General features: G+C 75.7%; 12 protein-coding genes. All 12 read left to right on the top strand.

The features are described 5' to 3' along the window. Nucleotides 1-47: 47 nt before the first annotated feature. Complete coding sequence (locus AH6_RS06460) at nucleotides 48-1,688, top strand: carbamoyltransferase family protein (protein WP_067475183.1); 1,641 nt, start codon at nucleotides 48-50, stop codon at nucleotides 1,686-1,688. Continuing rightward, complete coding sequence (locus AH6_RS06465) at nucleotides 1,685-3,241, top strand: HAD-IIIA family hydrolase (protein WP_083982308.1); 1,557 nt, start codon at nucleotides 1,685-1,687, stop codon at nucleotides 3,239-3,241. Before AH6_RS06460 ends, AH6_RS06465 begins: the two co-directional genes overlap by 4 nt. Beyond that, nucleotides 3,238-4,227 (top strand): glycosyltransferase family 9 protein, encoded by a 990-nt coding sequence (locus tag AH6_RS06470; RefSeq protein WP_067475186.1) that lies wholly within the window; start codon nucleotides 3,238-3,240, stop codon nucleotides 4,225-4,227. Before AH6_RS06465 ends, AH6_RS06470 begins: the two co-directional genes overlap by 4 nt. After that, nucleotides 4,224-5,219 (top strand): glycosyltransferase family 4 protein, encoded by a 996-nt coding sequence (locus AH6_RS06475; RefSeq protein ID WP_067475188.1) that lies wholly within the window; start codon nucleotides 4,224-4,226, stop codon nucleotides 5,217-5,219. Before AH6_RS06470 ends, AH6_RS06475 begins: the two co-directional genes overlap by 4 nt. Further along, nucleotides 5,216-6,436: a glycosyltransferase gene (locus AH6_RS06480; RefSeq protein WP_067475190.1), complete on the top strand. Its 1,221-nt coding sequence runs from the start codon at nucleotides 5,216-5,218 to the stop codon at nucleotides 6,434-6,436. The genes AH6_RS06475 and AH6_RS06480 overlap by 4 nt, the downstream gene beginning before the upstream one ends. Beyond that, on the top strand, nucleotides 6,433-7,032 hold the full coding sequence (locus tag AH6_RS06485; RefSeq protein WP_067475193.1) for a D-sedoheptulose-7-phosphate isomerase: 600 nt from the start codon (nucleotides 6,433-6,435) through the stop codon (nucleotides 7,030-7,032). Before AH6_RS06480 ends, AH6_RS06485 begins: the two co-directional genes overlap by 4 nt. Continuing rightward, nucleotides 7,029-8,423, top strand: coding sequence for a D-glycero-beta-D-manno-heptose 1-phosphate adenylyltransferase (rfaE2, locus tag AH6_RS06490; protein ID WP_245679202.1), 1,395 nt, complete (start codon nucleotides 7,029-7,031; stop codon nucleotides 8,421-8,423). The genes AH6_RS06485 and rfaE2 overlap by 4 nt, the downstream gene beginning before the upstream one ends. Further along, the gene (locus AH6_RS06495) at nucleotides 8,420-9,394 is read left to right on the top strand and encodes a glycosyltransferase family 9 protein (protein WP_157431302.1); all 975 of its coding nucleotides are present in this window, start codon (nucleotides 8,420-8,422) and stop codon (nucleotides 9,392-9,394) included. Before rfaE2 ends, AH6_RS06495 begins: the two co-directional genes overlap by 4 nt. Beyond that, entirely contained in the window at nucleotides 9,391-10,350 is a 960-nt protein-coding gene (locus AH6_RS06500; RefSeq protein ID WP_067475196.1) for a UDP-glucuronic acid decarboxylase family protein, read from the top strand. Before AH6_RS06495 ends, AH6_RS06500 begins: the two co-directional genes overlap by 4 nt. Before the next feature lie 110 nt (nucleotides 10,351-10,460). Next, on the top strand, nucleotides 10,461-11,255 hold the full coding sequence (locus AH6_RS06505; RefSeq protein ID WP_067475199.1) for a 3-hydroxybutyrate dehydrogenase: 795 nt from the start codon (nucleotides 10,461-10,463) through the stop codon (nucleotides 11,253-11,255). Nucleotides 11,256-11,326: 71 nt separating this feature from the next. Further along, nucleotides 11,327-12,679, top strand: coding sequence for an MFS transporter (locus AH6_RS06510; RefSeq protein WP_067475202.1), 1,353 nt, complete (start codon nucleotides 11,327-11,329; stop codon nucleotides 12,677-12,679). 11 nt (nucleotides 12,680-12,690) lie between these two features. Continuing rightward, the gene (locus tag AH6_RS06515) at nucleotides 12,691-14,589 is read left to right on the top strand and encodes a helix-turn-helix domain-containing protein (RefSeq protein WP_067475205.1); all 1,899 of its coding nucleotides are present in this window, start codon (nucleotides 12,691-12,693) and stop codon (nucleotides 14,587-14,589) included. Nucleotides 14,590-14,614 lie beyond the last annotated feature (25 nt).

Genomic DNA, 14,614 nt, shown 5'->3' on the forward strand with positions numbered 1-14,614 from the left:
CACGGCCGTGGACCGGCTCCTGCCCGTTGCCGCGTATCGGAGATCGCATGCGTGTTCTGGGGATCAATGCCATTTTCCACGACCCCGCCGCCGCCCTTGTGGTGGACGGCCAGGTGGTCGCCGCCGCCGAGGAGGAAAGGTTCAGCCGCCGCAAACACGGCAAGCGCCCCTATGCCTTCTCGGCGTGGGAACTGCCGGAGAAAGCCGCCCAGTGGTGCCTCCAGGAGGCCGGCCTCGAACCGGGCGACCTCGACGCGGTGGCCTACTCCTACGACCCGTCGCTCGTCGAGCCCGGACTGGAGGGCCACGAGGGCGAGTGGGAGAAGTTGCGCACCCTCTACGCCACCCAGGCCCCGTCCATGCTGGCGACCGCGCTGCCCGGCCTCGACCCCGGCATCTTCCGCTACGTCCCGCACCACGTGGCGCACGCCGCGTCCGCCGGGCTCGCGGCCCCCGTCCCCGGTGACGGCGACGTCCTCGTCCTGGACGGGCGCGGCGAGTCGCACTCGCACCTCGCCGGGACCTACGCCGACAGCGCGCTCATCACGCTGGGCGCGCAGAAGCTCCCGCACTCGCTCGGCCTGATGTACGAGGACCTCACCCAGCACCTGGGGTTCCTGCGCTCCTGCGACGAGTACAAGGTCATGGCGATGGCGTCCTACGGCACGCCGCGCTTCGCCGACGACCTGCGCGCCCAGGTGTACGCCCGCGACGACGGCGGCTTCGAGGTCGGCCGCATCGACTGGTCGGCGCTGGCCAAGCCGCTGCGCGCCGACGAGGCGTGGACCGAGGACCACGCCGACCTCGCCGCCAGCGTCCAGCTCCGGCTGGAGGAGGTGCTGCTCGACCTCGCCACCTGGCTGCACGGCCGCACCGGCTCGCGCCGCCTGACGATGGCGGGCGGCGTGGCGCTCAACTGCGTCGCCAACTCCAAGCTCGCCGCCGAGGGCCCCTACGAGGAGATCTGGGTCCAGCCCGCCGCCGGTGACGCCGGGACGGCCCTCGGCGCGGCCCTGCACGTGGCCGCCGAGTCCGGCGACACCATCAGCGCGATGCCCGGCGCGGCGCTCGGCCGCCAGTGGGACGACGCCGAGCTGGCCCGCTGGCTCGACACCGCGCACGTGCCCTACCACCGGCCCGCCGACCTGGCCGCCACCGTCGCCGACGCGCTGGCCCGCGACGAGATCGTCGCCTGGTTCCAGGGCCGCAGCGAGTACGGGCCGCGCGCCCTGGGCCACCGCTCGCTGATGGCCCACCCCGGCAACGCCGACAACCTGGAGCGCCTCAACGACGTCAAGGGCCGCGAGCAGTTCCGGCCCGTCGCGCCGATGGTGGCCCTGGACCGCGCCGCCGAGATCTTCGACGGGCCGATCCCGAGCCCGTACATGTTGTTCGTCCACGACGTGAAGCCCGAGTGGCGCGACCGCATCCCGGCCGTGGTGCACGTGGACGGCACCGCCCGCATCCAGACCATCGACCGCGAGCAGGAGCCGCTGGTCGCCGCCCTGCTGCGGTCCTTCGAGGCCCGCACCGGCCTGCCGGTGGTCGTCAACACCAGCCTCAACACCGCCGGCCGCCCGATGGTGGACGACCCGCGCGACGCGCTGGAGTGCTTCGGCTCGGCCCCGGTGGACCTGCTGGCCATCGGCCCGTACGTGGTCCGCCGCCGGGAGGTGTTCGACCGGTGAGCCGGCCGCCGTCTTACGAGATCGTGGTCCCGACCATCGGCCGTCACAGCCTCGGCGTCATGCTGGAAGCGCTGCTGGCGTCGATCGAGGCGGCCCCCGGGCCGGGCCCGAAGGCGATCTGGCTGGTGGACGACCGTCCCGACGCGGGCCCGCCGCTGCCGCTGCCCGACCACACCGGGCCGCTGGTCCGGGTGCTGCGCTCGGGCGGGCGCGGTCCCGCCGCCGCCCGCAACACCGGCTGGGCCGCGACGAAGGCCGACTGGACCGTCTTCCTGGACGACGACGTCGTGCCATCCCCGGAATGGGCCGCCGACCTGGCCGCCGACCTCGCCGGGCTGCCGCCCGAGGTCGCCGGTTCCCAGGGCCGCGTCACCGTGCCGCTGCCGCCCGACCGCCGCCCGACCGACTGGGAGCGCAACACCGCCGGTCTTGAGGAGGCGGCCTGGATCACCGCCGACATGGCCTACCGCCGCAAGGTGCTCGCCGCGACCGGCGGCTTCGACGAGCGGTTCCGCCGCGCCTTCCGCGAGGACGCCGACCTGGCGCTGCGCGTGCTCGACGCCGGGTTCCGCCTGGTGCGCGGCGAGCGGCGCATCACCCACCCGGCGCGGCCCGCCGGGTTCTGGATCTCGTTGCGGATGCAGAAGGGCAACGCCGACGACGTCCTGATGACGCGCCTGCACGGCCGCGACTGGCGCGAGCGGGCGCAGGAGCACAACGGGCGCTTCGGCCGCCACGTCCTGACCACCGCCGCCGCGCTGGCGGCCCTGGCCGCCGTCCCCGCCCTGCGACGCCCGGCAGGACGCGCGGTCGCGCTCGGCGCGGTCGCCGCCTGGGCCGCGCTGACCGCCGAGTTCGCCGCCGTCCGGCTGCGGCCCGGCCCCCGCACCGCCGGGGAGACGGCCCGGATGCTGGTCACCAGCGTCGCGATCCCGCCCGCCGCCATCGGCCACCGGCTGCGCGGCACGCTGGCGCACCGGACCGCCGGGCCCTGGGGGTCGCGGCCGGTGGTGCTGTTCGACCGGGACGACACCCTGATCCGCGACGTGCCCTACAACGGCGACCCCGCGCGCGTCGAGCCGATGCCCGGCGCGCGCGACGCCCTGGACCGGCTGCGCCGCAACGGCGTGCGCGTCGGCGTGGTCTCCAACCAGTCCGGCGTCGCCAAGGGCCGTATCACCGCCAAGGACGTGCTGCGCGTCAACGCCCGCGTCGAGGAACTGCTCGGCGGCTTCGACGTGTGGGAGTTCTGCCCGCACGACAACGCCGACGGTTGCGGCTGCCGCAAGCCCCGCCCCGGCCTGATCGAGCGGGCCGCCGCCCGGCTCGGCGCGGACCCGGCCGACTGCGTGGTCATCGGCGACATCGGCGGCGACATGCAGGCCGCGGCCGCCGCCGGGGCGCGCGGCATCCTGGTGCCGACCGGCCGGACCCGGCCCGAGGAGGTCAGCGCCGCCCGCGAGGTCGCCGGCGACCTCGCCGCCGCCGTGGACCTGGTGCTGGGCGCCCGGCGGGCCCGGAGCGCCCGGGGCGTCCGGAGGACGGCCCGGTGAGGGTGCTGGTCGTCCGCCTGGACAACCTCGGCGACGTGCTGCTGTCGGGGCCCGCCGTCCGGGCGGTCGCCGACCGCGCCGACGAGGTGGTCATGCTCTGCGGGCCGCGCGGCCGGGCCGCCGCCGACCTGCTGCCGGGCGTGGACCGCGTCGTCGAGTGGTGCGCGCCGTGGATCGACCCCGAGCCCGGCCCGGTGGAGGCCGCCGAACTCGACCGGCTCACCGAGCTGGTGCGGGGCGTGGACCGGGCGCTGATCTTCACCTCGTTCCACCAGTCGCCGCTGCCGCTGGCCCTGGTGTTGCGGCTGGCGGGCGTCGGGTGGATCGGCGGGATCAGCGACGACTACCCCGGCTCCCTGCTGGACCTGCGGCACCGCTGCGAGAGCGACGTCCCCGAGCCCGAACGGATGCTCGCGCTGGCCGCCGACGCCGGGTTCCCCGCGCCCGCCGACACCCGGCTGCGGATCAAAGGGCCGCTGCCGGACGTGGACGCGCTCACCGGAGGGCCCGGCTACGTCGTGGTCCACCCCGGGACGTCGGTGCCCGCGCGGGCCTGGCCGCCGCAACGGTGCGCCGAGGCCGTCCGCGTGCTCGCCGCCGAGGGACGCCGCGTCGTGGTCACCGGCCACCGGGAGGAGAAGGAGCTGACCGCCGAGGTCGCCGGGGCCGACGGGCTCGACCTGGGCGGACGCACCTCGCTGCTGGAGCTGGCGGCGGTGCTGGCGGGCGCGGACGCCGTCGTGGCGGGCAACACCGGCCCCGCGCACCTGGCGGCGGCCGTCGGCGCGCCCGTCGTGTCGCTGTTCGCGCCGACCGTGCCCGCCGCGCGCTGGGCCCCCTACGGGGTGCCGACCGTGCTGCTGGGCGACCAGAACGCCCCCTGCGAGGACACCCGGGCCACGGTCTGCCCGATCCCGGGTCACCCCTGCCTGTCGTCGGTGACCGCCGACCAGGTCGCCGCCGCCGTGAAGGAGGTCATCCGATGAGAGTCCTGATGTGGCACGTGCACGGTTCGTGGGCCACCTCGTTCGTGCACGGGGCCCAGACCACGCTCGTGCCGGTCACGCCCGACCGGGGGCCCGACGGCCTCGGCCGCGCCCGCACCTTCCCCTGGCCCGACCGCGTCGTGGAGGTCCCGCACGACCGGCTGCGCGAGGAGGACGTGGACGTGGTCGTGCTGCAACGGCCGCACGAGCTGGAGCTGGCCGAACGATGGCTGGGACGGCGGCCCGGCCGCGACGTCCCGGCCGTCTACGTCGAGCACGACACCCCGCGCCGCACCGCCTCCGACGTGGGCGGGCCCGACGAGGTCGTGCCCGACAGCCGCCACCTGCTGCACGACCGCTCCGACATCCCGGTCGTGCACGTCACCCACTTCAACGACCTGTTCTGGAACTGCGGGCGCGCGCCGACCACCGTCATCGAGCACGGCGTCGTCGATCCCGGCCACCAGTTCGCCGGGGACCTGCCGCGCGCCGGGGTGGTCGTCAACGACCCGCTGTCGCGGGGCCGCGTCACCGGCACCGACCTGCTGCCGCGCCTGGCCCGCGACGTCCCGATCGACCTGTTCGGGATGCGCGTGTCCGGCGCGCCCGAACGGCTCGGCGTGCCGCCGGAGCGGTTGTGGACCTTCGAGGACCTGCCGCAGGACCAGATGCACGCCCAGCTCGCCCGCCGCCGCGTCTACCTGCACCCCTACCGCTGGACCTCGCTCGGCCTGTCGCTGATCGAGGCGATGATGCTCGGCCTGCCGGTGGTGGCGCTGGCCACCACCGAGGCCGTGGAGGCGGTGCCGCCGGAGGCGGGCGTGCTGAGCACCAGGGTGGACCGGCTCGCCGAGGCGGCCCGCGAGCTGATCGCCGATCCCGAACGCGCCCGCCAGCTCGGGAAGGAGGGCCGGGCCGCCGCCACCCAGCGCTACGGGCTCGACCGTTTCCTCCGCGACTGGGAGCGCCTGCTCACCGAGGTGACCCGATGAAAGTGGCCATGATCTCCGAACACGCCAGCCCGCTGGCCGCCTGGGGCGGCCTGGGCGGCGCCGACGGCGGCGGGCAGAACGTGTTCGTCGCCGACCTGGCCGCCGAGCTCGGCCGCCAGGGCCACCACGTGACGGTCTACACCCGCCGCGACGACCCCGGCCAGCCCGCCCGCGTGCGGCTCGCGCCGGGCGTGACGGTCGAGCACGTCCCGGCCGGGCCCGCCGGGGAGGTGCCCAAGGACCGGCTGCTGAAGTGGATGCCGGACTTCGCCCGCTACCTCCAGGCGCGCTGGGCCGACGACGCGCCCGACGTCGTGCACGCCCACTTCTGGATGAGCGGGCTCGCCGCGCTCCAGGCCGCCGAGCGGCTGCCCGGCGGCCTGCGCCCGCCGGTCGTGCAGACCTACCACGCGCTCGGCGCGGTCAAGCGCCGCCACCAGGGCGACCGCGACACCAGTCCGGCCGAGCGCATCGACCGCGAGCGGGAGATCGGCCGGAGCGCGGACGCCGTCATCGCGACCTGCTCCGACGAGACGCGCGAGCTGGTCGAGCTGGGCGTGCCCCGCGAGCACATCATCGTCGTGCCGTGCGGGGTGGACCTGGAGCGTTTCACCCACGACGGCCCCACCGCGCCGCGCGGCGACGGGCACCGGCTGGTCGCGCTGTCCCGGCTGGTCGAGCGCAAGGGCGTGGACACCGCGATCCGGGCGCTGGCCCACATCCCGGACGCCGAGCTGGTCGTCGCGGGCGGCCCGCCCCGGCACGTGCTGGAGGGCGACCCCGAGGTGCGCCGTCTGCGCGAGGTCGCGGCCGAGGCCGGGGTCGCGGGCCGGGTGGAGTTCACCGGGCGGCAGGACCGCGACCAGGTGCCGGCGCTGCTGCGCTCGGCCGACCTGGTGGTCACCCTGCCCTGGTACGAGCCGTTCGGCATGGTGCCGCTGGAGGCGATGGCCTGCGGCGCGCCGGTCGTCGCCACCGGCGTCGGCGGGCACGTCGACACCGTCGTGGACGGCACGACCGGCGTCCTGGTGCCGCCGCGCGATCCCGCCGGGACCGCGCACACGATCAACGGGCTGCTGGCCGACGCCGACCGGCGCGCGGCGATGGGGGCGGAGGCCCGGCGGCGCGCGCGCACCCGGTACTCCTGGGCCCGCGTCGCGCTCGCCACCACGGAGGTCTACGCCAGGGCCATGGCGCACGGAGAGGTTCGAGCATGACGACCACCACGCACCGGACGACGACCACGATCGCCGAGGACGAGCGGCTGGAAGCGCTGGCCGAGGCCGCGCTGCGGTTCCGCTCCTGGACGCCGACCATCACGCGCTGGGGCCAGCGGCTCGCCCGCGTGCTGGACCGCGGCGGGCGGCTGCTGGCCTGCGGCAACGGCGGCAGCGCCGCCGAGGTCCAGCACCTGACCGCCGAGCTGGTCGGCCGCTTCGAGGACGAGCGGCGGCCGCTCGCGGCGATCCCGCTGCACGGCGACTCCTCCACCTTCACCGCGCTCAGCAACGACTACGGCCTGACCAACGTGTTCGCCCGCCAGGTGCAGGCGCACGGCCGCCCCGGCGACGTGCTGTTCTGCCTGTCCACCAGCGGCCACAGCCCGAACGTGCTGGCCGCCGCGCACGTGGCCCGGCGGCTCGGCGTCACCGCCTGGGCCGTCACCGGGCCCGGCCCCAACCCGCTCAGCGAGGCGTGCGACGAGGCGATCACGGTGGAGGCGCGGCGCTCGGCGACCGTGCAGGAGATCCACTTGGCGGCCGTGCACCTACTGTGCGGCGTGGTGGACCGGTCGCTGGAGGCACGGCGGTGAGCGGGCCGCTGGTGGTGGTGGGCGACGTCCTCATGGACGTCGACATCATCGGCGGCGCCAACCGGCTGTGCCCGGACGCACCGGTCCCGGTCATCGAGCAGGCCGTCGAGCGGGCCCGGCCCGGCGGCGCGGGCCTGGCGGCGCTGCTGGCCGCCGCCGACGGCCGCGACGTGCAGCTCGTCACCGCGCTGGCCGACGACGAGGCGGGCCGCCGCCTCCGCTCGCTGCTCGACCCGCACCTGGAGGTCGTGCCGCTCCACCTGCAAGGCGGCACGCCCCAGAAGATGCGCATCCGCTCGGGCGGCCAGTCGATCGCCCGCCTGGACGTCGGCGAGGGCGAGGCCGTGGACGGCCCGATCGGACCCGCCGTCATGGACGCCCTGCGCGGCGCGGGCACCATCCTGGTCTCCGACTACGGGCGCGGCATGACCCGGCACGCGGCCGTCCGGTCCCTGCTGGCGGGGCTCGCGCCGCAGGTGCCGGTCGTGTGGGACCCGCACCCGCGCGGCGAGCCGCCCGTCCCCGGCACCCGCCTGCTGACGCCCAACGAGGACGAGGCGCGGCGGCTCTCGGACGCCGAGGGCGGCGAGGTGGACGGATCCGGGCCGTCGGCCGCCGCCCGCCGCGCGCGGTTCCTCGCCGACACCTGGAACGTCGCGGGAGTGGCGGTCACGCTCGGCGCGAGCGGCGCGCTGCTGTTCAACGGCATCGGCACGCCGTTCCTGGTCCCGGCCGAGCCCGCCGTGGGCGACCCGTGCGGGGCGGGCGACAGCTTCGCCGGGCGCGCCGCGCAGGTCATCGCCGACGGCGGCGAGCTGACCGAGGCCGTCAGCGCCGGGGTGCGCTACGCCTCGGAGTTCGTCAACGCGGGCGGCGCGCTCGCGCTGGCCACCCGGCTCGCCGAGGACGGCTCGCCCGCCCTGCGGCCCGCCCGCGCCTGCGACGCGTTCGACACCGCCGAGCGCGTCCGGCAGGCGGGCGGCACGGTGGTCGCGACCGGCGGCTGCTTCGACCTGCTGCACGCCGGGCACGTGAGCCTGCTCCAGCAGGCCCGGCGGCTCGGCGACTGCCTGATCGTGTGCGTCAACTCCGACGCCTCGGTGCGCCGCCGCAAGGGCCCGACCCGGCCCGTCACCACCGCCGACGACCGGGTGCGGGTGCTCCAGGCGCTCAGCGCCGTGGACGCCACCGTGGTGTTCGACGACGACACGCCCGCCCCGCTGCTGGAGCGGCTGCGCCCCGACGTGTGGGTCAAGGGCGCCGACTACGCCGGGGAGCCGCTGCCGGAGGCCGACGCCGTGCGCGCCCACGGCGGCGAGGTGGTGCTGCTGCCCCTGCTGGAGGGGCGGTCCACGACCCGGCTGCTGTCGTCGGCGGGAGGCGTCGGGTGAGCGCGCCGCAGGCCCTGGTGCTGCGCGCGCTCGGCCTCGGCGACCTGCTGGTGGCGGTCCCGGCGCTGCGGGGGTTGCGGCGCGGGCTGCCCGAGCACCGGATCACGCTGGCCGCGCCGCGCGTCCTGGAACCGCTGGTCCGCCTGTCGGGGGCCGTGGACGACGTGCTGCACAGCGTCGAGCTGGCGCCGCTGCCGCCCGCCGGGCCGGTGGACGTGGCCGTTGACCTGCACGGATGCAATCCCGAGAGCCACGACCTGCTGCGCCCGGCCCGACCGCGCCGCCTGCTGGCGTTTGCGCATCCCGGCTCGCCCGACATCGACGGGCCCGCCTGGAACCCCGACGAGCACGAGGCCCGGCGCTGGTGCCGCCTGGTCTCCTCGTACGGGTTCCCGGCCGACCCCGACGACCTGGACCTGCCCGCGCCGCCCCGCGCCTCGCCCGCGCCCGGCGCGGTCGTGGTGCATCCGGGCGCGGCGTTCCCGTCGCGCCGCTGGCCCGTCGAGCGGTTCGCGGCCGTCGCCGCCGCGCTGCGCGACGACGGCCACCGGGTGGTCGTCACCGGAGGCCAGGCCGAGACGGCGATCGCCCGCAAGGTCGTCGAGCTGGCCGGGCTCGCCCCGGACGCCGACCTGTCGGGCCGCACCGACCTGCTCGACCTGGCCGCCCTGATCGCCGGAGCCCGGCTGGTGGTGTCCGGCGACACCGGGACCGGCCACCTCGCGACCGCCTACCGCACCCCGTCGGTCCTGCTGTTCGGCCCGACCCCGCCCGCCTGGTGGGGACCGCCGCCGGACCGCCCGCAACACCGGGTGTTGTGGGCCGGGCGGCGCGGCGACCCGCACGGCGGCAGCCCCGACCCGGGCCTGCTGGAGATCTCCACGGCCGACGCCCTGGGGGCGGCCCGGCGGACGCTCGCCGGAACCGCCCGCTCCCAGGACCGTCTGCCCGACATGGAAGGAGTGACATGACGACCACGAGACGCGCCGTGGTGACCGGCGGGGCGGGCTTCCTCGGCTCGCACCTGTGCGAGGCCCTGCTCGACCAGGGGGCCGAGGTGGTGTGCCTGGACAACCTGCTGACCGGCACCGCGCAGAACATCGCCCACCTCGGCGGGCGGCCCGGCTTCCAGTTCCTGCGCTGCAACGTCACCGCGCCGGTGGAGGTCCCGGGCCCGGTGACAGAGGTGTACCACTTCGCCTCGGCCGCCTCGCCCGCCGACTACCTGCGGCTGCCCATCCAGACGCTGGAGGTCGGCAGCCAGGGCACGCGGCACGCGCTGGACCTCGCCGAGCGCAAGGGGGCCCGCTTCCTGCTGGCCTCCACCTCCGAGGTCTACGGCGACCCGCTGGAGCACCCGCAGACCGAGTCCTACTGGGGCAACGTCAACCCGATCGGGCCGCGCAGCGTCTACGACGAGGCCAAGCGGTTCGGCGAGGCGCTCACCTCGGCGTTCCGGCACTCCCGCGGGCTGGACACCGCGATCGTGCGGATCTTCAACACCTACGGCCCGCGGATGCGCCCCGACGACGGCCGCGCCATCCCGACGTTCCTGGGCCAGGCCCTGGCCGGGGAGCCGCTCACCGTGACCGGCGACGGCGGCCAGACGCGGTCCATCTGCTACGTGGACGACACCGTTCGCGGCATCCTGCAACTCGCCGAGTCCGAGCACCCGGGGCCGATGAACATCGGCAGCCCGTTCGAGACGTCGATGCTGGACCTGGCGCGGCTCATCATCGAGCTGACCGGCTCGTCGTCGCAGGTGCGGTTCATCGACCGCCCGGAGGACGACCCGAAGGTGCGCCGTCCCGACACCACGCTCGCCCACGAGGTCCTCGGCTGGAAGCCGAAGGTGACGGTCGAGGAAGGGCTGCGCGCCACGATCGAGTGGTTCGAGCAGGAGGTGGGGCTGCGCCGCACGGCCTGAAGGACGCGGCGACCGGGCCCCCGATGTGGAGGAGAACTCCACATCGGGGGCTCAGAGTATGTGGCCCCGCACCATGGGCTCGGAGTGTGACCCACCTTACAGTTCCGAGCATGACGAACGGCTCCCCTTCACCGTCCCCCGGTCCACTCGCAGGTCAGGGTGTGGATCTCGGCGGCCGGACCGTGCTGGTCACCGGCGGCGGCAGCGGCATCGGGCGCGCCTGCGCCGTCGCGTTCGCCGCCGCCGGGGCCACCGTGCACGTGGTGGACATCGACGCGGCGGCGGCCAAGGACGTCGCCGCGTCGATCGGCGGGCACGCGCACGTCGCCGACCTCGCCGACGCCCTCACCGTCGAGGGGCTGCCCGCCGAGGTCGACGTGCTGGTGAACAACGCCGGGCTCCAGCACGTCGCGCCGATCCACGAGTTCCCCGCCGACCGCTTCACGCGCATCCAGCAGGTCATGGTGACCGCGCCGTTCCTGCTGCTGCGCCGCGTCCTGCCGCACATGTACGACCGGGGCTGGGGGCGGATCGTCAACATCTCCAGCGTGCACGGCCTGCGCGCCAGCCCCTACAAGTCCGCCTACGTCGCCGCCAAGCACGCCCTGGAGGGGCTCAGCAAGGTCGCCGCCCTCGAAGGCGCGCCGCACGGCGTGACCAGCAACTGCGTCAACCCGGGCTACGTCCGCACGCCCCTGGTCGAGGGGCAGATCCAGGAGCAGGCCGCCGCGCACGGCATCAGCGCCGACGCCGTGCTCGACGAGGTCCTGCTCGCCCGTTCCCCCCTGAAACGGCTGATCGAGCCGGACGAGGTCGCCGCGGCCGCGCTGTGGTTGTGCGGCCCGCACACCGGTTTCGTCACCGGCACGTCGTTGCCCCTGGACGGCGGCTGGACCGCCGGCTGACCTCTCGGCCCACCCCCTCGGCCGCCCCCTTCGGCCGATCCCCACCCCGACCGAACAACGGAGACCCCCTCATGTCCCAGCCCGCTCCGCGTTCGGGAGGCATCGGCCGCATCGTCGGCGCCTCCCTGATCGGCACCACCGTCGAGTGGTACGACTTCTTCCTCTACGGCAGCGCCGCCGCGCTGGTATTCAACAAGCTGTTTTTCCCGACCGCCGACCCGCTGACCGGCACGCTGATCGCGTTCACCACCTACGCGATCGGGTTCCTGGCCCGGCCGCTGGGCGGGATCGTGTTCGGCCACTTCGGCGACCGGATCGGCCGCAAGAAGCTGCTGGTGGTCAGCCTGCTGATGATGGGCGGCGCGACCTTCGCCATGGGCCTGCTGCCCACCCACGCCACCATCGGCGTCGGGGCCCCGATCCTGCTGACGCTGCTGCGCCTCGTGCAGGGCTTCGCGCTGGGCGGCGAGTGGGGCGGCGCGGTGCTGATCGTGTCCGAGCACGGCGGGGCCGAGCGGCGCGGGTTCTGGGCGTCCTGGCCGCAGTCGGGCGCGCCCGGCGGCAACCTGCTGGCGACCGGCGTGCTGGCGCTGCTGGCGGCCGTCCAGTCGGACGCGGCGTTCCTGTCGTGGGGCTGGCGCGTGCCGTTCCTGCTGTCCGGCGTCCTGGTGATCATCGGGCTGTGGATCCGCGTCTCGGTGTCGGAGTCCCCGGTGTTCCTGGAGGCGAAGGCCCGCGCGGGCGAGACCCCGCACGTGCCGGGCGTCGAGGTGTTCAGGAAGAGCTGGCGGCAGGTGCTGGTCGCGATCGGCACCCGCTTCGGCGAGAACGTCTCCTACTACATCCTCACCTCGTTCCTGCTGGTGTACGTCACCACCCACCTGGAGCTGAGCAAGAGCACGGCGCTGAACGCGGTGCTGATCGGCTCGGCGATCCACTTCGTCACGATCCCGCTGTGGGGCGCGCTGTCGGACCGCGTCGGCCGCCGCCCGGTCACGCTGATCGGCTCGGTCGGCATGGCGGTGTGGGCGTTCGCGTTCTTCGCCCTGGTGGACGGCAAGTCCTTCCCCGTCATCACCCTGGCCGTCACGATCGGCCTGCTGTTCCACGGCGCGATGTACGGGCCGCAGGCCGCCTTCATCTCCGAGATGTTCGACACCCGCGTCCGCTACACCGGCGCGTCCATGGGCTCCCAGCTGTCGTCCATCATCGCCGGGGCCCTCGCGCCGATCATCGCCGTGGAGCTGCTGAAGGACCACGACTCGGGCACGCCGATCGCGCTCTACATGTGCCTGGCGGCGGTCGTCACCACCGTCACCGTCGCCATCGCCCGCGAGACGCGCGGCCGCGACCTCGCCGACGTGCACGCCGACGCCGACGCCCGGCCGCGCACGGTCGCCGCCGCCCGCCCCGAGACCGCCTGACCGGTGCGAACATGGGGCCCGTGACCGACGCCGACCCCACCGCCACCGCCCTGTGCCGGCTGCTCGACCTGCTGGCACAGGGCGCTCCGGCGGAGGACTTCGGCGTCCCCGCCGCCGAGGCCCGCGCCGCCGGGGCCGGTCCCGCCGGGCAGGCGCTGGTGGAGCGGGCCGTCCGCACCGCCCTCGGCATCCGCAGCACCCTCCAGCAGCACCGGCGGCGCGAGACCGAGCTGGCCGCGCTGTTCGACACCGCCGGGGACCTCGCCGCGCTGCGCAACCTCGACGCCGTGCTGCGCGCGATCGTGCACCGCGCCCGCACCCTGCTCGGCACCGACGTCGCCTACCTGACGATGAACGACCCCGCCGCCGGTGACACCTTCATGCGTGTCACCGACGGCTCGGTGTCGGCGGCGTTCCAGCAGCTCAGGCTGGGCATGGGGGAGGGCCTGGGCGGGCTGGTCGCGCAGACCGCCCGCCCCTACGCCAGCACCGACTACCGCGTGGACACCCGCTTCCGGCACACCACGACCATCGACCACGGCGTCGCCGAGGAGGGGCTGCGCGGCATCCTCGGCGTCCCGATGCGCGTGGGCACCCGCGTGATCGGCGTCCTGTACGCCGCCGACCGCACCCCGCGCGAGTTCGCGCCCGACGCCGTCGCGCTGCTGTCGTCGCTGGGCGACCACGCCGCCGTCGCCATCGACAACGCCCGCCTGCTGGAGGAGACCCGCGCCGCGCTGGCGGAGCTGAACGCCGCCGGGGCCGCGATGAGCCGCACCGCCGAGACCCACGACCGGCTCACCGACCTGGTGCTGCGCGGCGGCGACGTCCCCGAGGTGGCGCGCGAGATCGCCGTCCTGCTCGGCGGCGGCCTGGTCGTGCACGACGCCGACGGCACCGAGCTGGCGCGCGTGGACGCCGAGCCGTTCACCCCGCCCGCGCAGGGCGTGGCGGCCTCCCGCGCCAGCGGCCAGGCCGTCCCGGTGGACGGCACGTGGATCTACGCCGTGCTCGCCGGGCCCGAGCCGCTCGGCAGCATGGCGCTGCTCGGCCGCGCCGACCTGACCGACGGCGACCGCCGCCTGTTCGAGCGCGCGGGCCTGGTCACCGCGCTGCTGCTCCTGCTGCGCCGCTCGGTCGCCGAGGCCGAGGACCGCGTGCGCGGCGAGTTGCTGGGCGACCTGCTGACCGGCGGCGGCTCCGCCAGCCTGACGCTGCGCGCCCGCAAGCTCGGCATCACGCTGACCGCGCCGCACGCCGTCCTGGTCCTGCACTGCGACGCCGCGCGCCGCCCCCGCCTGCTCACCGAGGCGGCCCGGCACGCCCGCGCGCTCGGCGGCCTGGCGGGCTCGCACAACGGCAACGTCACCCTGCTCGTCCCGGTGGCGGAACCGGGCCGCCTCGCGCGGCGGCTCGCCGCCGAGCTGAGCGAAACGCTGGCGACCCCCGTCACCGTGGGCGCCGCCGGGCCGGGCGACGGCCCCGGCGACATCCCGGCCGCCTACGACGAGGCCCTGCGCTGCGTGCGGGCCCTGCACACCCTCGGCCGCACCGGCGAGGGCTCGGACCTGGCGTCGCTGGGGTTCCTCGGCGTCCTGCTGGGCGACCGCGCCGACGTGCACGGCTACGTGCGGCGCGTCCTCGGCCCGGTGATCGACTACGACGCGCGGCGCGGCACCGAGCTGGTCCGCACGCTGGACGCCTACCACGAGGGCGGCGCGTCGCCCTCGCGCGCCGGGCAGGCCCTCCACGTGCACGTCAACACGGTCGTGCAGCGCTTGGACCGGGTGCGGCAACTGCTGGGCGAGGACTGGAACACCCCGTCGCGCGCCCTGGAACTGCACCTCGCGCTCCGCCTCCACCGCCTCACCGGCGCTGCCGCCCGTTCCGAGCCGAATCCGCCGGATTGACCGCGCCGCACCGAGGGTAAAGATG

It is taken from the genome of Actinomadura hibisca NBRC 15177, from assembly GCF_001552635.1.
Lineage (GTDB): Bacteria > Actinomycetota > Actinomycetes > Streptosporangiales > Streptosporangiaceae > Spirillospora > Spirillospora hibisca.

Coding starts and splice junctions, on each gene's coding strand:
- AH6_RS06510 (WP_067475202.1), top strand. CDS start 11,327: ATGTCCCAGCCCGCTCCGCGTTCGGGAGGCATCGGCCGCATCGTCGGC.
- AH6_RS06500 (WP_067475196.1), top strand. CDS start 9,391: ATGACGACCACGAGACGCGCCGTGGTGACCGGCGGGGCGGGCTTCCTC.
- AH6_RS06505 (WP_067475199.1), top strand. CDS start 10,461: ATGACGAACGGCTCCCCTTCACCGTCCCCCGGTCCACTCGCAGGTCAG.
- AH6_RS06515 (WP_067475205.1), top strand. CDS start 12,691: ATGGGGCCCGTGACCGACGCCGACCCCACCGCCACCGCCCTGTGCCGG.
- AH6_RS06475 (WP_067475188.1), top strand. CDS start 4,224: ATGAGAGTCCTGATGTGGCACGTGCACGGTTCGTGGGCCACCTCGTTC.
- AH6_RS06485 (WP_067475193.1), top strand. CDS start 6,433: ATGACGACCACCACGCACCGGACGACGACCACGATCGCCGAGGACGAG.
- AH6_RS06460 (WP_067475183.1), top strand. CDS start 48: ATGCGTGTTCTGGGGATCAATGCCATTTTCCACGACCCCGCCGCCGCC.
- AH6_RS06480 (WP_067475190.1), top strand. CDS start 5,216: ATGAAAGTGGCCATGATCTCCGAACACGCCAGCCCGCTGGCCGCCTGG.